Annotated in this window: 11 protein-coding genes; 1 reads left to right on the top strand and 10 read right to left on the bottom strand. The window is 38.6% G+C overall.

The window, feature by feature from the left end; all coding sequences use genetic code 11:
* Positions 1 to 5 precede the first annotated feature (5 nt).
* From ATS74_RS12625 to ATS74_RS12595, 7 genes are all read right to left on the bottom strand, one after another.
* Positions 6 to 2138 carry an alpha-galactosidase gene (locus tag ATS74_RS12625; protein WP_058549245.1) on the bottom strand — a complete coding sequence of 711 codons (2133 nt, stop codon included), beginning with the start codon at positions 2136 to 2138 and terminating at the stop codon, positions 6 to 8.
* A 472-nt stretch (positions 2139 to 2610) separates the two neighbouring features.
* The gene (locus ATS74_RS12620) at positions 2611 to 4089 is read right to left on the bottom strand and encodes an SLC5 family protein (RefSeq protein WP_058549244.1); all 1479 of its coding nucleotides are present in this window, start codon (positions 4087 to 4089) and stop codon (positions 2611 to 2613) included.
* A 52-nt stretch (positions 4090 to 4141) separates the two neighbouring features.
* A complete protein-coding gene (locus ATS74_RS12615) occupies positions 4142 to 4903 on the bottom strand; it encodes a SapC family protein (protein ID WP_058549243.1) in 762 nt (253 codons plus the stop codon).
* Positions 4904 to 4915: 12 nt separating this feature from the next.
* Complete coding sequence (locus ATS74_RS12610) at positions 4916 to 6442, bottom strand: tryptophan halogenase family protein (protein ID WP_058549242.1); 1527 nt, start codon at positions 6440 to 6442, stop codon at positions 4916 to 4918.
* 185 nt (positions 6443 to 6627) lie between these two features.
* Complete coding sequence (locus tag ATS74_RS12605; RefSeq protein ID WP_058549241.1) at positions 6628 to 9372, bottom strand: TonB-dependent receptor; 2745 nt, start codon at positions 9370 to 9372, stop codon at positions 6628 to 6630.
* Between the two features lie 186 nt (positions 9373 to 9558).
* A complete protein-coding gene (locus ATS74_RS12600; protein ID WP_373864949.1) occupies positions 9559 to 10539 on the bottom strand; it encodes an aldose epimerase family protein in 981 nt (326 codons plus the stop codon).
* 176 nt (positions 10540 to 10715) lie between these two features.
* Positions 10716 to 11105 carry an acyl-CoA thioesterase gene (locus ATS74_RS12595; RefSeq protein WP_058549240.1) on the bottom strand — a complete coding sequence of 130 codons (390 nt, stop codon included), beginning with the start codon at positions 11103 to 11105 and terminating at the stop codon, positions 10716 to 10718.
* 33 nt (positions 11106 to 11138) lie between these two features.
* Between ATS74_RS12595 and ATS74_RS12590 the strand changes: the two genes are divergently transcribed.
* Entirely contained in the window at positions 11139 to 11843 is a 705-nt protein-coding gene (locus ATS74_RS12590; RefSeq protein WP_058549239.1) for a 2OG-Fe(II) oxygenase, read from the top strand.
* 20 nt (positions 11844 to 11863) lie between these two features.
* On the opposite strand, the gene ATS74_RS12585 is transcribed toward ATS74_RS12590, so the two are convergent.
* From ATS74_RS12585 to ATS74_RS12575, 3 genes are all read right to left on the bottom strand, one after another.
* The gene (locus tag ATS74_RS12585; protein WP_058549238.1) at positions 11864 to 13099 is read right to left on the bottom strand and encodes a cysteine desulfurase-like protein; all 1236 of its coding nucleotides are present in this window, start codon (positions 13097 to 13099) and stop codon (positions 11864 to 11866) included.
* A 9-nt stretch (positions 13100 to 13108) separates the two neighbouring features.
* Positions 13109 to 13741, bottom strand: coding sequence for a 2OG-Fe dioxygenase family protein (locus ATS74_RS12580; protein ID WP_058549237.1), 633 nt, complete (start codon positions 13739 to 13741; stop codon positions 13109 to 13111).
* 196 nt (positions 13742 to 13937) lie between these two features.
* Positions 13938 to 21026, bottom strand: a complete 7089-nt coding sequence (locus tag ATS74_RS12575) for a leucine-rich repeat domain-containing protein (RefSeq protein ID WP_058549236.1) — start codon at positions 21024 to 21026, stop codon at positions 13938 to 13940.
* Positions 21027 to 21120: the final 94 nt, after the last annotated feature.

Here is a 21120-nt window from a genome sequence, read left to right as displayed (position 1 = left end):
ATATTTTAAGCTTTGTTAAGCTCAAAAATAAGTGATGTTTGCGGGAATGAAATTGGCATTTGCAGGCCAAATTCCATTAGTGCTTCACCGGTAAATGTTTGCCCGTTAACAGCCGCAATAGATGAAGGACGATACTCTTCAAATTTAACAGGCCATACTAAATTAAGTGTGTACTGTGTATCAGCATCTAAACCAACAAAACGAAGCTTATTAGGCGCTGTGCGCGGTGTTTCGCGCACGCTGTTATAAGCAAACAACGCTTTTGATTTTTGCTCGTCGATTAAACCAAAATTAATTGATAAATCGTCACTATCTAGGCGGTATAAATCGGCAGCATGAATAAATTCACGATGTTCTTTATGCAGTGCAATAGCCGCTTTAAGGGTATTGTATTCGTGTTCGGTCAGTTCACGTGGGTCCATTTCGATTCCCATGTGGCCAAACATTGATACCGCAGCACGCATTTCAATACTTACATTACGACCAGTAATATGACAATCACGTGGGCCTACGTGTGCCCCCATAACCGACGATGGGAAGAAGAACGAACAACCACGTTGAATTTCAAGGCGATCGAGCGCATCGTTAGAATCCGACGTCCAAACACGGTCTGTATGTGCTAGTACGCCGTAATCTACACGTGCACCACCTGATGAACAGCTTTCTATTTCAAGGCCTGGGTGCGCCGCTTTAATACGATCAATTAAACGATACAGTGCCAGTGTTTGTTGATGCACGGCTGGCTTACCATCAAAGTTACCTGCATGGTTAATATCGCGGTTCATATCCCACTTAATGTACTTAATAGTTGGGTATTCAACTAAAATATCGTCAATGGCTTTGTATAAGTATTCAACAACCTCAGTGCGCGTTAAATCAAGCACCAACTGGTTTCTAAAGCTTAATTGCTCGTTATTTTCTGAGCCTAATACCCAATCAGGGTGAGCACGGTATAAATCGCTATCTGGGTTTACCATTTCTGGTTCAAACCAAATACCAAACTCCATGCCTAAGCTATTTACATGGTCAATTACTGGCGATAGGCCGTCTGGATAAATTTCGTAATCTACCGTCCAATCGCCTAAGCCTGCGTTGTCGCCTCGACGACCTTTAAACCAGCCGTCATCAAGTACAAAACGATCAATACCTAGTGGGGCTACTTTATCGGCTAACTGCTTTAACGTGTCTACATCGTGGTCAAAGTAAATACCTTCCCACGTGTTGTAATGTACAGGGCGAGATTTTTCACGCTGTGCTTGAGTAAGTAAATTTGCTTTAACAAAACGGTGGAAATTGCGTGAAAGCGCACTAAATCCGTCGCTTGAAAACGAGCCGTAAATACTAGGGCTTTGATACGTTTGACCTTTAGCAAGCGTAAGCTCACCAGGTAATAATAACTCGCCCATTTGCACGTATCGACGACCTTCAGGTAGTAGCTCTGCACGTAGTTTGTTGTTACCACTCCAACCTAAATGAAAGCCGTAACATTCGCCGTGTTGCTCACCTGCACTTTCGTTATGTACTAATAAACCAGGGAATACATCATGTGACGTTTTACCTTTACGGTTTTCGCGTACAAAACTGCCAAGCACTAAATCAACAGATTGACGTTGGAATTCGTTTGACCAGCGCCCTTCAAAACTTACAATTTTGCTTACGCTATCTGGCAGCTGGAACGTTGGCGCTGCACAAAAGTTAACGCTTAGTGGTGAGTCACCTAAATTAGTTAATACAGTATGTGCACTTAAAACATTTGTGTTGTTATCAAGCGTAATGCTGTGAACGACTTCAATACCACGAAGCTCATCTACGCTTACAAACTCAAGCGTTGCTGATGATGGCTGACGAACCTCTTTTAGCTTTGGCCCTACAGACCAAGCAATAGAGTCGTTTACAAGCTCAAGGCCTGGCGCACCAGTAAAGCCTTCACCTAAAAGTGGAGAAAGAGAAATAGGTGCTTCTTCAACCACGGCACATTTTACTTCTTGACGAGTTGCAAGCTGAGTAAGCATTGTTTCAGTTGTTTGCACAGATAGACGCTTACCAAAGTACAGTAATGCCGGTGTTTTGCTCTGGCAGTCGAAAATAACGGTGCTGTTTACACTGTCCAATCGATAAAATGATTTAGTGTCGGCCATGATTTTCCTATCCTCTTCTTCATTGTGTGAGTTATAAATGTTACGAAAGTTGCCTAGCTATATTACTTTCGATGCTTGAGACACAATCTAGCAGATGGTGACATTCAATAATAATAGTATATATCATATAAATTAGATTTTGATAGTCTTTACAGCTTAAATTCCCAGATAAACTCACTGGAAGTACCACTACTACCTAAAGGTTAAGACTAACTTTAGCTTTAATACCAATCTGCTTATATATGAGGTCTATTTAATGTGAAGAAAATTACGCTAGAACCAGGCAAAAACTTTTGTATCTAGTTGTTGTAAATAAAAAATTTTTAACAACGTTATAGGGCAACTTAATTCGTTAAATTGATCAAAGATTTATGCCGGTTGGTATAAAGCCCTGCTACTGCTTTTAATAGATATAAAAAAATCGGTCAGAGTTGCCCCATGACCGATTTTGTCAGCTTAAACTTTTTATATATTATTTTTGTACTTGCGCTTGACCTGAATCATCTAAAGCAGGTGTTTTACCGGCCCATTGCGCGCTCAAACCAAATACTACTTTATTTACAGTTAGTGCAAAGGCTACACACACTATCAGTGTAATTGGCATTAAGTGAATGTAGTGCAAATCAGTATGCAGTGGTGAATTTTCAAAGGTTAGCATGCCATACATAACCACACCTAAAATCACTGCGGCGATACCCGCACGTGCATCAACATTTTTAAATAACAAGCCTACAACAAAGATTGAGAATATAGGCATACTTAGTAAGCCATTTAACTGCTGTAGTAAATTAATAATGCTATCTGCTTGCTGGTAAATTGGCACTAATACTAGCGTTAAGCTTGTAAGTAACAACGTAACGTAGCCGCTTAGCTTTACAACACTTGGCTCTTTATTAAAGTACGCTTCGTGAATGTCACATACATATAATGCTGTTGCTGAGTTTAATAAGCTGTTGTAAGTAGATAACACCGCTGCAGCCATTGCCGCTGCAAATACGCCGGTTAACCATGCTGGCATTACGTCACCTACAATTCGGCCATAAGCTGCATCACCAATGTCGCCATACAGTTTGTACGAAATAATACCTGGCAGTACTACAATTGCAGGGACGATTAAAAAACGAATACCTGCTGCTGCAAAAATACCTTTTTGCGCTTCTTTAACATTTGGCGCAGCCATTGCTCGCTGTGTAATTGTTTGGTTAGTACCCCAGTAATACATTTGAATAAAGATCATACCGGTTAATAGTGTTGGCCAAGGAATTGGTGAATCAGCATCACCAATTAGTGTTAAACGCTCTTGTGGAATACCGCTAAAGTCGTAATCAATTGCATTAAGCGCCAAGAACACAACAAGTATTGCCATACCGAGCACCAGTAGCCCGTTGTAAGTATCTGATACCGCAACAGCGCGTAAGCCACCAAAAAATGCATAAATAGCACCTACAAGAGCAAATGCGGTCGCTATATACATTAGCGGAATATCTACTTTAAACATGGTTTGCATAAATAGCGCACCTGAGTAAATTACCGCTGGCATATAAATAAGTGCATTACCTAAAAAAAACAAACCACCAATAACAGCACGAATGTGCTTGTTGTTATAGCGTTTTTCTAGTAGCTCAGTGGTAGTAGTACAATTGTATTTGTAATAAACAGGAATGAAGACTTTAGCTAAAATAATGAGGCCAATAATCGCTGCTAATTCCCACCAAACAAGCAAGGCCATTTGGTTACCATTCATACCTACTAGTTGGTCGGTACTTAAATTAGTTAGTGTGATTGAACCGGCAACAAACATCCAAGTAAGGCCACCGCCCGCTAAAAAATACTCTTTTGTTTCGCTGTTTCCGCTATTTCTATTTTGGCCGCGGCACTTCCAATATGTAAGCCCACCAATTAAGGCGGTCACAAAGAAAAAAACCACCAACTGCAAAATGTTGTCTGACATGTGTGTGTCTCCTGCGCGTTAACGCAATGTCTGTGTAATAAAAAAGTGCACGCTACAGCGCGTGCGCATCTCGACTTAGTTCTAACTTAATTTGCTTTAAAGGCATAAGTTCGGGACGTTGGTTATGCAGCTTTACCAGTGCGTTGAGTTGAAACAATGAAATAAGCATGCTGTTAAGCACACTTAGGTAACCTTGCTTGTGTAAGTTTGCAATGGTATCGCTATCTAAAGTTTGTAGTTTGTCTTCATCAACGGTGCTTAAACCTTGAATAGTTTGCGCTTCGCCTTGCTCAAACTGCAAAACAATATCTATGTTTTTTATAAGCCCTAACCGCGCAGCTTCTTGGGTAAATTGATACGTTTGGTAATCATTTTTTAAATCGCTTTCAAGTAGCTTTTGCTGCGAATTTAAAAATAAACTTGGGTTACCTTTAGCATCAAATAGCGGCTCACCTTGTTCGGTGCTTAGTGCAGAGCTTTGCTCATCAAAGGCAATAAAATAATCGCTGCTATTTGCTTCACGAGTCATTAAATAAAGGGGATGTGTTTGTATACATACAGGTGTGTAAAGTGCCTGCCACTGGCTGTTATTAACCAATAAACTTTGCCCAGCACTAAAACTTGTTAAACCCGATACGGTATAACTGCCGTTTTGCGCATTCCGCGCTAAAAATATAGGTAAGTCGCACGCGGCTTTTGCCACTTCGTTAGCTCTTAGATTAACTAAGTGCTGCGTTTTTGCGTATTCAACACCTGCATTATGTTTAACTTTTAATGCTTGGTGCTGTGTACTAGATAGTTCACTAATAGCCATAGTTACACATCCTTAAACTGGGTTAGCCGCTAACCACTGCTCAATATAAGCGCGGTGTGGCGGCAAAGTTTGCAACATCTGCTGTGTAAGCTGGCTGTTACGTTCAATTATTTGTTTAGCTTGAGCATCTTGTGAGTACAAATATGCTTGCTTAGTAAAGTCTGGTTTAAAGCCCATGCCATACAACACGTACTGGTAGCTGGCAGCTGGGAATAACTCTAAAGCGCCATGAAAGTCTTGTATCAGTGGGCCACGCGTCCCCCAAAGTAGTAAGTCTTCTTGTAAGCTTTGTGGAATAGTTTCTGGCTGAACATGCGCCTGCCAATATGGTTCAGTGCGTTTAGTAAGCATATAGTGCAGCTTTAAAAAGTCGATAATGCGTTGCCAGCGGTAATCCATTTGTTCGTTAAAACGCTTAGCAACAATAGGCATTACTTGAGTATCGGCTGGCATGTGCTCTGCAACAAAGCGAGACGAAATTTCAACAAGCATGATTGCGGTTGCCTCAAGCGGCTCAACAAAACCTGCCGACATCCCTACTGCAACACAGTTTTTATGCCAAAACTTTTCTCGGTAGCCCGACTCAAAGCTAATTTTTCGGGCGGTTAAGCCGTTTGCAGCATCACCTAAATAGTTACGCAGGTTTTGCTCAGCTTCTTCATCTGATAAGAATTTACTTGAATATACATGACCTACACCACGACGATGCGTTAAGCCTATATCCCAGATCCACCCTGCATTTTGCGCAGTAGCAATGGTATGGCTGGCCAAGGAGTTGTCGTTTTCATCGTAAGGTACTTGCATAGCAAAGGCGCTGTCGTTAAATAATACGTGATCCATTTTTTTAAATGGCACGTTAAGGGCTTGGCCTAATAACAGCGATGAAAAACCAGTGCAGTCTATGTATAAGTCGGCATTTATGGTGCGGGTTTGCTCTTTTAAAGTCAGCGTATCTATAGCGCCGTTATCATCAAGCTTTACTTGTTCTACTGTGCCAATAACATGCTCAATGCCAAGCTTGCTTTTACAGTGTTGTTTTAATAATTCAGCAAAAGCACCTGCATCTAAATGATAGGCGTAGTTACAATTACCTTGATATTCACCTTGAGCAATACCTCTTGGTGCTAGGCTTGCTTCGCAAATATCATGCTGAAAATTAGTTTGTTGTGCGTAATCTTCAACATTATCTAAATAAGGGGCTAAATCTATACGGCCGTATCCTAGCGGTACAGTAAATGGATGGTAGTAAAAGTCGTTATTGCCGTGTGTCCAATTTACAAATTTACCGCCTTGCTTAAAGGTGGCATTACAGGCTTTAAATATATCAACTTCTCGCAAACCAATTTGCTGAAGCGTATTTTTCATCGTTGGCCAGGTGCCTTCACCTACACCAATTGTTGGAATATCTGACGATTCAACCAACATCACTTTTAAGCCATCACCATTTTTACCTTGGTGATACGAAGCTATAATTGCAGCGCTCAGCCATCCTGCTGTACCACCACCAATTACTGCGACTGTTTTTATTGCTTTATTCATAATGGACTACTCTTTGAGTATTTTTTGATAACGTTTTATACAACAAATGCCCGGTAGGGCATTTGGATATAATGTGGTTTCATTTTAGCCAATTAGGTTAACATTACTGCTAAATTAACCTAATTGGTATTAGCACTAATGTGCTGCAATGAAACAAGAGGCCAGAAATTCGCCTCAAACATTAATTAAAACGATCCGCGAATACCAAACGCGTAACGTGAGCCATTATCTTCTACTGAATAGATTTGGTTAGCAAAACGACCTGTTTGAACTAATTCTTCTTCAGTGATGTTGATGCCTTCAGCGAAAACAGTGAAGTTTTCGTTAATATCGTAGCTTGCGCTGATATCCCACTGACCGTATGTTTCAACGTTCACTGGTTCACCATTAAAGCCGTTATCAACTAAGCGTAAAAAGCCTTCACGGTTGTTAAATGCAACACGTGCTTGCCAGTTTTCTTGCTCATAAAACAATACTAAGTTTTGCGAATCGCCTAGGCCTTCTAGCGCAAATGTTTGTGTCGTATCGTCACCTACACTGATGTCGCTATTCACAACCGTCGCATTAGCAATAAAACCAAAACCATTTTCAAACATGTGAGTAACACCCACTTCGAAGCCGGTTACAGTTGCAGACTCACCATTTTGAGGGCGGCTTACAGTGTAAATTTCTGAGCTACCATTTAGTTCGTCATCAGTTTGATCTGTACATGTAGTACACGCATAATCAGGGCCTGAACGGTCAGACATTTCAAATGTTTCTGCACCTGTTAGGGTAACAATAAAGTCGTCAACTTCTTTACTAAATACTGCAAAGCTAAATAAGTTAGCGTCGTTGTAGTACCACTCGTAAGAGATATCCCAGTTTTCTGATTGGAATGGCTTAAGTGCTGGATTACCACCACTTGCCGTTAAGTTTTGACGACGAGGCTCATTAAAGTTAGTTGCTGGAGATAGCTGAGACATAGTTGGGCGAGTAATACTGTCGTACGCGGCAAAACGTAAAATCATATTATCTTGTAGCTCAAGCTTAACATTGAAAGACGGTAGTAAGTTTGAGTAACTTGTACCTTCTTGGATGTTAGTTGCTGGGCCAAATACATTCTGAAACAGTGTTGCATCAGATGTTGGCACTACATCACTAATGAAGCTTTGTATTGCCTCTACTTCAATATCTGTTTCAGAGTAACGTGCGCCCATATTAACGGTTACTGGCATATCAGCTAGGTCAAAGCCAAGCGTAAAGTCCATGTATAAACTAGTAATGTCTTCGTTAATTGTGTAACGGTTATTTTGTAGTGTAGGTTCTACTGGGAAACCTTGATCGGCTAAGTAATCTAGCATTTTATCACCGTCGTAGGTGTAGAATGTATCGATTAAACCTGGGAAGTAATTGCTTGCTTGGTATGCTTCAAAATCAATCTCATCAAGCGGTGCTTGTGTACCGTAACCACAAAACTGACATTGGCTACCAAAAATTTGGAAGCTAGATTTTTCACGTTCTTGACGATAAGCACCAAAGTTAATGCGATCAACTGGACCTTTATCTGGCACGTATTCAAAATCAGCTTTTAGCTCAGTGATTTCATCTTCATCAGTAAATTGGTTACCAATTTCGTTGTAATGAAGGCGTGCAAGGCTAGGATCTGGTAATGAACCATTATCAAAACCATCGTGCTGAACCGTTGGTACACTGCCTGTGCCATCAAAGCTGTAGCTGTTAATAATACCTACAACGTTAAAGCGGTCATTGCCAGCACGGTCGTTTTCAGCCGTTGAACGAGATACATCAAATTTAGCTTTTAATGACTCATTTACTTGCCAATCAACGTTTATACCAAATGCTTTATTAGTTACATCACGTGAATTACGCGTATGAGATACAAAGTCACTTGCAGGGTCGCCACTTGGTGCGCCTAGGCCTACATCTTGAGAGAAAGTTAAAAGTGTCCCTGTTTCAGCATCAATTGTTGCGCTGCCTACACGATCTGGTTCAAACCAAGATGCAAGGTCACGTACTGTAGAGTCAACTTCAAATTTTGAAATCATACCATCAACAGTAATTGTAATATCATCAGATGGTGCGTATTGAAGTACTAAGCTTGCGTTTGTACGTTCACGGTCTTGCTCATCAACTACTTGGTCCCAGTTACGTGGAATGTATGCATTTTCAAACAGTACACCATCAGTAGGGTTAGAAATTGTTTGGCCGCCGCGCCAACCTGCCGTTAAAATTTGGTTATTTTGAAGCTTACGTTGCTGATTAGTAATAGCAAAAAGCACACCTAATTTGTCATCATTAAATGTATTACTAATTAAAAATGATGCTGAAGGTGATACTTCTTCAGATAAGCTTTCGTACATGCCTTTCACAGAACCTAAAACATGTAATCCGCCAAAATCAAAAGGACGAGCTGTAGTTACGTTTACCGTACCACCAATACCGCCTTCTTGAAGCGTTGCTGTATTACTTTTATAAATATCAGCACCGGTGATTTGATCTGCTGCTAATACATCAAAGTTGAATTCACGACCAGCACTGTCTGTCGCAATTTGACGGCCGTTAACAAGTACCGTATTGAACTGTGGGCCAAAGCCACGAATTGTTACCGCTTGGCCTTCTCCACCACTACGGTCAATTGCTACACCTGTAATACGCTGCAGAGACTCTGCTACGTTTAAATCAGGGAATTTACCAAGATCTTCTGCTTTAATTCCGTCGGTTACAACGTTAGATGCTTTTTTATCTAACATTGATGAACGCAAGCTGCTGCGGATACCCGTTACTGCGATAACTTCAACATCTTGATTTACTGTAGGTGTGTCGCCTTCAGCGCCTTGAGCTGCAACGTTGCCGCTTGCCAATACACCAGTGATAGCAATACTGAGCGCGGTTTTCTTGTTGAACGATAACTTATTGTTAATTATCATTTTTTAAAAACTCCTGATTGTGTGTAGTCATTGTGTCGTTGTGGTAGTAAATATATTTCAAATACTATTTATATTATAAATACTTTAAACTAAGCAAAAGTGCAACCTTTTCCTTAATTATAGGTATCATTCAATTACTGTATTTTTGCTTTTAATTTTCTTTTAATTAACATTGGCAGGTTGAATTTACTCAGAAAACGCGTAAATAATAACCTGCTCATAATTTTCTTCTGGCAATAAATTTGCTTTGGGGAAGTTTTCACGATTTGGCGCATCAGGCCAATTTTGCGCTTCAAAACACACAGCTTGGCGTGCTTTAAAAGGCGCACCAACAAAGTTTGCGGTATAAAGTTGCATGCCTGGCTGCGTACTTTTAAGGGTTAAACTAACGTTCGTGTGTGGCGAAGTTAATGTAGCCATCGTTTTTAAACTGCCGTCATTATTGAAAATATAGCAGTGATCAAAACCATTACCCGCTTCTAACTGTGGGCTTGCTGCACAAAGTGCATCGCCTAACTGCGTTGCTGTGCAAAAATCAAAACAAGTACCTGCAACTGTTTGGCCGTTATTAAGTGGAATACTGGTTTTATCTATAGGAAGAAAGTGATTGGTATTTATTTGTACAAAGTGCTCATTAATAGAATCGCTACCATCGAGGTTAAAATAACAATGGTTAGTAAAATTAACGAGAGTTTCTTTATCGGTAGTAGCTTTAAAGCGTAAAGTTAGTTCGCCATTTTTAGCACTAATAGTTTGCCATACCTTTAACTGCCCCGGAAAACCCTGATCGCCATCAGGTGAGCAATAATATAGCTCCACCTCACTTTCGCTTTGCTGAGTAACTTGCCAAAGCACTTTATTAAAGCCTTTAACACCGCCATGTAAGCTATTTGGGCCGTTATTAGTATCTAGCTGATATTCAGTACCCGATAGACTAAAACGTCCACCAGCAATGCGGTTAGCGTATCTACCAACAGTTGCGCCTAAGTAAAATGGGTTTTCAAGATAGTATTGCGAATCGTCAACGCTGAGCGTCATCTCTTGGTTATTAAATTTAATGCTTTTTATAATTGCGCCAAAGGGCAAAATTTCAGCTGTTAAAGATTTACCATCATTAAGTTTAATAACCTCTAAAGGTTTATTAATAGATATAGACGCCACACTCATTCTCCACCAAATTACCGCATTAACAATTCCTGTCATAACGGTGCAACAATATATATTATAAATAGTATATAACTGAAGCCTGTAACTCAATCTAAATGCGTTAAAATATTGCTACAAAAATTCACAGCTGTCTCGGGCTGTTTACAAAGTGGTTGGTAACCGCTAATTGATAACGTTTAATTTAAGTGCTCATTTAATGCATTTTTTTCTTGGCTTGAAAGTGCTTGCTTAGTTTTAGCCACAAAGTCGTACCTGACCATAACTGCTTTACCTATTGCGCAGCATTTATCGTGCTGAAATGCCTCTTGTTTAAGTACAAAAGAGCTATTGCCTATATGCTCTACAGACGTTTTAATAGTGATCTCGTGGCCATAAAATAGCTCGCCTACAAACGATACTTCTATTTTAGCAATGATTAGTTTCCAGTCATGTGGGTTTAAATCTGGTGTAAAAAATTTAAAAATAGGTACGCGAGCGGCTTCAAACCAAACGGGGAGTACGGTATTGTTAATGTGTCCGAGTGCATCTGTTTCGCTAAATCGCGGCATCACTTTTTCAATAAACATATAAATCCAATAATAATTATATAAAGGTAAACCATGACGGACTTTATTCGCGTATACAACAACGCATTAAGCGATGACTTTTGCGATAGCTTTATTACGACCTTTGCGCAAAGCCCGCATGTAAAACAAGGGGTAACATCTGGCGGTGTCGATTTAAAAAAGAAAGACAGCCACGATCTGCATTTAAATAACCACCCCGAATACGAACAACAATTAAAACATATACAACAAACGACTGCACAGCATGTTTTTAACTATGTTGAAGAGCATATTTTTATGATGATTGGTGCATTTGGCTTAAAGGTTTATCATCCAAAAACTGGGGAAGTAGTAGATTTAACTCAAGAAAATTTTGATGAGGTAGGTAAACCACAGCTCCCTATATTAGTGCAGCAAATATTTAGACTGGGGAACATTCAAGCGCAAAAATACGAGGTAAATAAAGGTGGTTATCCTTACTGGCACAGTGAGGTGTATCCGCAGTTACAACACAATGAAGCGCTGCACCGGGTATTATTGTTTATGTTTTACTTAAACGATGTAGAAGAAGGCGGTGAAACTGAGTTTTATTATCAAAACCGTAAAATAGCTCCTAAAAAAGGCACTATGGTGATAGCTCCTGGCTACTTTACGCATACCCACAGAGGTAATAAACCTGTCTCTAACGATAAGTATATTTTAACCTCGTGGGTGCTATTTAACCGTGCAGAGCAAATATATGGTGCGCCTAAAAGTTAGCGCACCAAAATTAGTATCATTTAACCGAGCAGTTCATCAAATAAATTAAACAACTGATCTAGCTCTTCAATGGTGTTGTAGTGCATACAACCAATACGTACTACACCGCCTTTATCAAGCACACCTAATTGCTTACACAAACCTTGCGCGTAAAAATGTCCATCCCATGCACAAATATGCTGTTTACCTAAAAACTCAGATACTTGGCGAGGCTCTAAACCCTCAAAGGTTAAAGCAAAAGTAGGTGTACGTTCGTTTAAACGATCAAAATCGTCAATACCAAACAATTTAATACGCGGGTAATTGACCAAGCGTGTTAAAAAGTGCTCGCTGAGCGCCATTTCGTGTTGCTTAGTTTTAGCAAAAGCCACGGTTAGCTTTTCACGGCGAGTGTGGCTGTCATCAAGCTCACTAATTGCAGCAATGTAATCAACAGCGGCAATAAAGCCAGCCATTGCTTCAAAGCTTTGCGTTCCAGTTTCCCAGCGACCAGGCGCTACATCTTTAGCAGGTTCAACTTTATAAGGAGTAAACCCTTCAAGGTGCTCCTTTTTACCGTAAACCATACCTAAGTGTGGGCCAAAAAACTTATACGCCGAGCAGGCTAAAAAGTCGCAATCAAGCGCTTGCACATCAACTAGCTCATGCGGCGCGTAATGTACGGCATCAACATAAACTAGAGCGCCTACAGCGTGAGCAAGCTCTATAATACGTTTTATCTCGTTTATAGAGCCTGTGGTATTTGAAGCGTAAGTAACAGCCACTAGTTTAGTATTACTGTTAAGCAAGCTTTCAAATTGAGCCATATCTAAGCTGCAATCAGCTTCGTTAATTAAAGCCGTATTAACTTTAACGCCTTTATCTTCTGCGGCTTGCTGCCAAGATGATACGTTTGAGAAGTGATCAGCGTTAGTAACAATGATCTCGTCATCTACCTGCCAATCGCGCGAAATAGCTCGGCTAAAGCTAAAGGTAAGGCTTGTCATGTTAGGGCCAAACACAATATTTTGTGCGTTTGGTGCATTAAGTAAATCTGCTGCGGCTTGGCGAGCATTTGCCATTAGCTCTACCGTTTTATCGCTTGAAAAAAATGCGCCACCTAGGTTTGAGTTGTAATGCCCTAAATAAGCAGACATTGCATTAAGCACTGACTGCGGCACTTGAGAGCCACCTGGACCATCTAAAAATATCGGCGATTTACCATTAACGCTTTGCATTAATGCCGGAAACTGCTCACGTAATTGCGCTATGTTCATGCTTATTCCTTAAGAAGTAAGTACAAAGCAATCAAGGTAACCTGATTTGCTGGCATCAATTTTATTCATTGGTGTGGCGTTATGCCACACTTGACGGTCGTTTATAAGCGCAAACATTCCGTCTTTAATTTCCATTTTAAAACATGGTTCAGCTTGCTTGTTTTCATATACAAGTAGCTCGCCACCTTCCAGGTTTTCGTGCGAAACACCGCATATACATACATGGTCAAAACCATCTTGATGCACACCTTCAGGCGCGGCTGGCGTGTCGCTATCAATTGCTAGCATTCTAAATTGGTGTATTTCAATATCACGGTCTTCATCTATACCGGTAAGCTCACAAAACTCACTTACAATACTTTGCATACCTTGAGACTCTAGTAAGCTTTGCTCTAGGTTTTCGTAAGTACGCTCAACATTACCCTGAAAGGTGTTAATAGAATCGTCTTGAACAAATGCTTTGGCAGCTTGTAGTTTAAGCTCACCATTTTGAAACTTAATTACTGAGTAACGACGTTTACGAAATTCACCATCTGCATAAGGGTTAGCAGGCAGGTTATCAAAAGAAGGCTTAACCAAATCAATATTTGCTTGGTTAACAAAACGTAGTTGCAGTAAATTCTGGTTGTTTAATGCAGTCATAAAATCTCGCCTAAAATAATGAGAATATTAAAAGAGATTTTAATGCATGTGTGGAGGATTTTCTGAGCATAAATTGGGGTAGAAAAGATTAAAAGTTAAATTTTAAGATCTAAATATATGCTTTTATGAAATTTCAATTCAAAAACAAAATAGCCGTGAAACACAGCTATTTTGTTTCAACTGATTTTATTGCTGCCTAAGGGGTTTGCTCAATAAATTCAACACCGATTTCACATGATGATGTTAAAGGGCCAAATTCATAATAGTTATCTGATATCCATTGGATACCACAACCAGATACTGAATCAACAACATAATTGTAATCTGGGAAAACATGTAAGCCATGGACTTCAGAATCCCTTACAGTATAATGGTCGTTACTTCCCCCGCCACCAGCGGTATAATTAACGGTCGCGGTAAAAGCCCTGCTAAACACAATATTTGTAAATCCTTGATTATCTCTCAGATCCTCTAAATAAGTAATTGTAGAATCTAAAAGAGGATTGTCCTCAAAGTGGATAAACGCCTCTTTATTTTCAAAAAACTCAATTCCAGTCACAGTTTCAAGCTGAGTATATGCAATATCCATTGAAAACATTTGTGTATTAAAAGACAAATCAACATGCGTTAGCGGGTTACCGTTTAAGTGCAAACTACGTAAATTGGTAAAAGGAGATAAATCGATTGTATCAAAGCGGTTACCGCCTAAATGTAATAGCTGTAACTTTTCTGGGTTGGGTATAAAAACTTCAGATAATTGGCTATCAGATAAATTTAATTCAACAAGCTCGGTGAAAGAGGTTAAATCAAAACTAGTTAAACCCATGCCAGTATAAATCAAACTATTAACTGCCTGTAACTCAACCCAGTTAATCAAGCGCTCATCAACATAACTAATATCAATATATTGCAAACTATCTAGTTGCGTAAAATCTAAATTGGTAATTTGAGTACCAGCTATATTGAGATCGGTAAGTTTAGGAAGGTTACTTAAATCCAGTGAGTTAATTCCACTATGTGATGCAAATAAGTAAATAAGGTTTGTTAAATTACTAGTGTTTAGCTGAGTTAAGTTAGACAACCCCCATAAATATAAATACTCTAGATTAACTAAGTGACCGATTTCCAGCTCTGTTATAGCCGGACTATTTAAATGTAATTCACTAAGCAGAAAGTTACCGCTTAAATCTAAGCTACTTATTTCTGTGTCTTGTAAGTCTAAATATCTAAGTAGGCCTTGCGCGCCAATATCAATAGCCTGAAGAGGGTTATTGTACATAGATAAACGTTCAAGTTGCGTATATTCAGATAGGTCAAACGCTGTGATGTTTTGATCGCGTAATTCAAGCTCTGTAACTATACTCGGATCAAACACTGTTAAGCTTTCAATAGCCCCACCACCTTGAAGATGAATTACAGATAGATTCTCTAAAGCTGATAAATCTAAGTGGGCCCCCACCTCTAGGCTTGAAAGGTAAATACCACTTAGGTTAGAAAAGCTCTCGAGACCCACTAAAGATGTAATTTCACCACTGTTTGTATGATAACAAAATAGCTGTTCTACTTCTTCAAGTTGACTATACCCAGAATTGTTAACGCACTGACCCAAAGCAGTATCTGAAATGCCTGCTTTTGTAGCAAGCGGTATTGCAACTACAAATTCTACATTTACTTCGCAAGATGATGTTAGCAGGCCAACTTCGTAATAGTTTCCTGCAATCAATTGAATACCGCAACCCGATACCGAGCCTACTTCATAGCCTGTATCTGGGAAAATATTTATACCCCGAACTTCATTCTCAGCTACGGTGAAATCATTATTATCTACATAGCCATTTTCAGATGTGGTAACCGTTACCCGATAAGCAAGGCTAAAGTAAATATTATTAAACCCTTGGTTAGTTTGTAAGTCCTCTAAATAAATAATTGTTGTATCTGAAAGTGGATTATCTCTCAGTTGAATATTAACCCAAGTGTTTTGTATAGATTCAATACCTGATATTGCTGTTAACTCAGAATTGGAAATATCTAGCCACTCTAACTTTGAGTTATTGGATACATCAATCATGGGAAGTTTATTTTCGTATAGGCTTAAATTACGTAAATTACTCATAAGTGATAAATCAATTGATTCAAACTGATTATGACTCAAATATAAAAATTCTAATTGCTCTGGGTACGGTATATAAAGTTCAGATAATTGGTTATCAGATAAATCTAACTCATTTAAATTCAAAAATGGCGTTAAATCAAAGGAAGTTTGTTCTGCACCACGATAAATTAAGCTGTACACACTATATAATTCGGACCAATTAAATAAACTCTCGCTTACATGGCTAATATCAATATATTGCAAACTATCAAGTTTCGAGAAATCTAAATTATTAATACTTGTACCAGCAATATTTAAATCAGTAAGCTTAGAAAGGTTACTTAAATCAAGTGAGTTAACTCCAGTGTGCGAAACAAATAAGTAAATAAGGTTTGATAAGTTACTGGTGTTTAGTTGAGTTAAGTCAGATAACCCCCATAAAAATAGGCGTTCTAAGTTAACTAAATGCCCTATTTCAAGCTCTGTTATAGACGGACTATTTAAATGTAATTCATTGAGCAGAAAATTACTGCTTAAATCCAAACTGCTTATTTCTGTATTTTGTAAATCTAAATAGCTAAGTAAGCCTTGAGCACTAATATCAATAGCCTGAAGAGGGTTATTGAACATAGATAAGCGCTCAAGCTGTGTATATTCAGATAGGTCAAATGTTGTGAGATTTTGATCGCGTAATTCAAGCTCTGTAACCATACTCGGATCAAACACAGTTAAGCTTTCAATAGCCCCACCACCTTGAATATGAATTACAGAGAGGTTTTCCAAAGCTGATAAGTCTAGGTGAGTACCTATATTTAATTCAGGAAAATAAATAGCACGCAAGTTTACTAAGTTTTCCAATCCTACTAATGAGTTAATCTCAGTATAACCTTGCCAAGCACAATACAGGTATTGTGCTTGCTCTGGGTTGCTATTGCCTGAGTCATTTACACATTGTGCTAAGCTTTGGTCTTCAATACCTGCTTGTATTGCTAATGGAATGACCTCTTCAAAAGAGACCTGTATTTGGCAGTCTTGCGTTATATTTTCTACTACAAACTGCTCTGTATCTATATTATAAAAGCCATCGCATCCGGAGATTTCAGCTAACTGATAACCTGTATCAGGGTGAATATCTATATAAAGACTTTGCCCGTAATTCACCTGAGTACCATCAAAAATACTCAACTGACCATTTGTACTTGACTCAACAGAGATGGAGTATGTTGGTGGGCTAAAAGATAAATTAATTTTATCTGCTTCAAGGCAACTATTTCCCTTTAAATATTTACAAAAAGTAATATTCTCACGGTCGTTGTCAATTAATTCTATAACGGTTTCTTGACCATCTAGAATGAGCTCTAATTTACCATCAATAAGCTCAACGTTTACTTTTTCAGCATCGTCAATTTGGAAAGTTAAATATTGCTTATCTAATTCTTCATTGTAATCACCATAGCCAACAGACCAGCGCCTTACACCATTACTACCACTTTCATAAAGGTTAAAAGTAGATTGGTATTCTTTAAACTGCTCAACCGTAGTTGAAGGTAAGTAATCATGGATATATAAATGTGCACTTGAAGTTATTTCTTGAGTGCTATCATCGTAAAAATGCGTAATACGTTCAACATAATAACGATTATTATCAACAGCAACCAAGGTGTATACGAATTCACCGTATAAAATGCAGCTATCTAGCGTGGCATCACACCAGTCAACTCTTTGCCAATTATTAGTGATATCATAATATAAATCACGTTTTAAATGTCCGTCCTCAAACCCTCTTTGATAAGCGCTCGTACCAAAAGTAAAGAACACCTCTCCATCATCGTAAACTTGTATTTCAGACCAGTAGCTATCAAGGCTGTGCCCTTCTCTAAATTGATGGCGCCCAGTGAAATTTGCTGCATTAATAGCTTGCTCGTTACGACGGATCATAATACCCGAATCAGTATGTTCCGTAGTATCAAATAACCCCTTAGTAATAACCTGATAACCAACGTTTAAGTCTTTTATTATGTGAAAAGATTCCACCCCATCATCATTATTAAAAGTGAGTTCAATAGTATTTTCTAATAACTGCCACGTGAATTGTTCACTATCTAAGTTGCTTAGGTTTTGGGTTGTACCTGACCCATTTTCGTTAAACAAAACTTTATAAACTGTTTCTTCGCTAACTAAATCAATAGACCATTCACCAACAACATCATTATTAGTAATAGATAGGTAGTCATCAGCTTTGATTAGTGACAGATCGTCATTGCGAATGTAGTGCTCTATTAGAGCATCGTTTTCATATTTAGAAATAGCGCTTTGTAAATTAAACCAATCACTCCCCCTATCAGGTATTGGTGTTAAAGTTAAAGAGGTTGCAATGTCTCTAAACGCCTCTTGCATCCCTGTACTATTAGAGAAACCTTGATACTCTCCAAGCACAAAGTCTTCTAATGGGGTTATTTCAATACTGCCATCAATATTTACCTGCCAAGTAAGGTCTACTTTAGCCTTATAAGTTATAGAGCCCGTGTAATCTTCATTAAGCTCAATTGAATAGGCTGAAGCGTAGTAAATATCTGAATTATTTAATACATAATTACCTGCAATATTTACTTCTTCTTTAAATGTTGCAGTAATCTCACAATCAAACTCACCACTATCAACAATATAGTAATTTTCATCTATATAGCCGTTACAGCCATCGATAGAATTAACGATATACCCTTCATCTGGGATAATTTCAAAACTAACGGGATGATATCTGAATGAGCTTTTTTCGATAGGTGATAATTCGCCATTACCCGTTGAGTTAACACTGAGGGTTACTTTAGGCCGTTTAGCACTATAACTAATTTTATCATCGTCTTCACAGCTAGCCCCTTGTGCATAGTTGCATATGATAAAACCGTCTTCATCGTGAGAAAATATTTCAAAGACCCACATTTCACCTTCTTTTTCATAAAGAAGTTGACCGTTAATTAACTCAACTGAGAAGTGTTCATTATTTAATTCAAGCTCATAGAATTGCTCACCATTTTCATTGAAATAAGTAGTAATAAAGTCACTGCTACCGTCACTGTTATAAAGCTCAGTATAATTTTCTAATAGTTCCTCGTTAAAATGACTGTATGTGACATCTTGGCTGTAGTCGTAAATTAAAATAGTAGGCGCACTAGATATAACTTCGCCTTGTTGGTTTAAGTTTTCAAACGTACGTAGTACAAAGTAGCGGTTATCTATTACATTTAAAAATTCATGGCGCATTTGCGACTCTAAGTAACAGTTGCTGTCGAAGCCTTCGCAGTCAGTTACAGTGCGGCCATTGTATCTGAACCGTTTACGTGTAAAGTTTCCACTATTAATTACACCCTGATAAGATGTAAATCCTAGCCCAATCATAATTGTGCCATCATTGTAAACGTTCATATCAAACGACTGTGGTGTGCCAATGTACCCATGCCAGCGCCCAACAAAATCACTATCTGATAAAGACACCGTTTGTCTTTTTATCATTAGGCCGTATTGGCTATCGGCAGGATCGGCTGATGTAGTATCTAAGGAAACTAATTGATAGCCTGCTTTTAAATTTTTAGTAAACCAAAAATTTGTTGTTCCAACGCTACCATCTTCATCATAGGTTACAGTTAATTTATTATTAGCCAGCTCCCATTCAAATGGTGCTGAGTTATCACTTAAAACAACGCCTGTACCATCCTCATAAAAGGCAATAGTCTCTAGGTGGCTATTATAGTTAAGGCCCTCAATGCGTTCCATTACCCACTCACCAACAATATTCTCAATATTTAAACTTAGAGTTTTATTTTTAAGAATTAGGTTGGTGGTTTGTATTTCTTGCTTGTTTTGCACCTCAACGTTGTTTTCGTAAACTGTAATATCGTTTTTAATATCTATTGTTTTAAAGACATCGTTTTCACCGAGTACTTGCAATGAAAATGAATTTAAATGCTCCTCATAAACAGTCTCAACATCGTCTTCGACTTGGGAGTACCTATTAATAAGTACAGGAGACTGTAAAGTAACTTCTATTTTACCACTCACTTCTTGCCACATTAGTGAGCTGCCCGTAACTGCATGATATTGACCAGTACCATTTTCGTTTAAAGTTAAGTGGCTGGCTGTATTTGCATAGTAGCGCGGGGAGTTAATTATATACTCACCAACTAATGACTCTTTTGAGCCTGTAACTAAGTCTTCATCTTCTTTAATTTCGGTTTTTGTTTGCTCTATTAGGTCAGGATCTTGCGCATTAACGTCTTCTTCAAACTGCTGTGCAGCTTCTTCATCGGTTACTAAATCAAGCGTACTATTTACGCCCTCTGGCAGCTCATAATTTGGGTTGTCTACAATAATTTTAATCAGGCTCGCAAGTTGTACTTTCTCGTCTGCATCAACATTTAAAAGTGCATTATCAAGCTCATCTTCACTTGTTGGCTCATCACCTTCTCTAACAATAAGTGCGTACTCTGCGGTTGTTACATTGGTTGTATTTACTCCAAAATTTTCATCGCTATCTAAAATACCATCATCACCAGCTTGAGTAGCTAATTTTTTAACTGAACTAAGCTGAGAAATAAACTCAACACCAGGGTTTAAATCATCTCGTCCTTTGGCTTTAACTTTTACTAGAGCTTGCTCTAAAGCCTCATCGACATCTAATACTATTGTGTAGACACCATTTTCGTCTGCTGTAGCTGAATAAGTTTTATCACCTATGGTTATTTCTACACTTGCAAAGCTAATCGTGTTGTCAGTAATTAAGCCATTTAGAGTAACAGCCGTTGAATTTCGCTTTATTAATACTTGTTGAGTAGCTGTGGTGGTTGCGCCATCGTCATCTTCTACGGTTACGCTAAAATTAACGGTTACATCTTCTGTAATGTCGGGTGAGAGGTAAGTGATTTCGTTTGAGTCGGGGTTTTGTGCACTTAAATTAAGTGTTGAATCATGCTGCCAACTATAATTAATAATTTGACCATCTGTATCAATAGCGTTGGCCGATAGGGTAAAAGCCGTTTTTTCTTGTGCTTCATCTTGTCCTAAAATTTGAACAGAAGGAGCTAGATTTACCTCCTCAGAAACATCATCATCTTTGTCAAAACTACAACCAGATATTAATAAGCTTGCACTCACTGCGCTCGCTATTAACTTTAACCGGTAGTTATTTTTATCTTCCATTATATGCTCCGAAACTATAGTTAAGTGGAGCAAAAAAAGACCTGATGATCGCTCCCTCAATCATTAACAAGTGTTATCAATACATATAATTGTT

This window comes from Pseudoalteromonas sp. H103 (assembly GCF_001469205.1).
Lineage (GTDB): Bacteria > Pseudomonadota > Gammaproteobacteria > Enterobacterales > Alteromonadaceae > Pseudoalteromonas > Pseudoalteromonas carrageenovora.
This window is presented reverse-complemented; position numbering and strand designations above follow the sequence as displayed.

Excerpts from the sequence above, each read along its gene's own strand:
- ATS74_RS12625 (WP_058549245.1), bottom strand. The coding sequence starts at position 2,138 with ATGGCCGACACTAAATCATTTTATCGATTGGACAGTGTAAACAGCACC.
- ATS74_RS12620 (WP_058549244.1), bottom strand. The coding sequence starts at position 4,089 with ATGTCAGACAACATTTTGCAGTTGGTGGTTTTTTTCTTTGTGACCGCC.
- ATS74_RS12615 (WP_058549243.1), bottom strand. The coding sequence starts at position 4,903 with ATGGCTATTAGTGAACTATCTAGTACACAGCACCAAGCATTAAAAGTT.
- ATS74_RS12610 (WP_058549242.1), bottom strand. The coding sequence starts at position 6,442 with ATGAATAAAGCAATAAAAACAGTCGCAGTAATTGGTGGTGGTACAGCA.
- ATS74_RS12605 (WP_058549241.1), bottom strand. The coding sequence starts at position 9,372 with ATGATAATTAACAATAAGTTATCGTTCAACAAGAAAACCGCGCTCAGT.
- ATS74_RS12600 (WP_373864949.1), bottom strand. The coding sequence starts at position 10,539 with ATGAGTGTGGCGTCTATATCTATTAATAAACCTTTAGAGGTTATTAAA.
- ATS74_RS12595 (WP_058549240.1), bottom strand. The coding sequence starts at position 11,105 with ATGTTTATTGAAAAAGTGATGCCGCGATTTAGCGAAACAGATGCACTC.
- ATS74_RS12590 (WP_058549239.1), top strand. The coding sequence starts at position 11,139 with ATGACGGACTTTATTCGCGTATACAACAACGCATTAAGCGATGACTTT.
- ATS74_RS12585 (WP_058549238.1), bottom strand. The coding sequence starts at position 13,099 with ATGAACATAGCGCAATTACGTGAGCAGTTTCCGGCATTAATGCAAAGC.
- ATS74_RS12580 (WP_058549237.1), bottom strand. The coding sequence starts at position 13,741 with ATGACTGCATTAAACAACCAGAATTTACTGCAACTACGTTTTGTTAAC.
- ATS74_RS12575 (WP_058549236.1), bottom strand. The coding sequence starts at position 21,026 with ATGGAAGATAAAAATAACTACCGGTTAAAGTTAATAGCGAGCGCAGTG.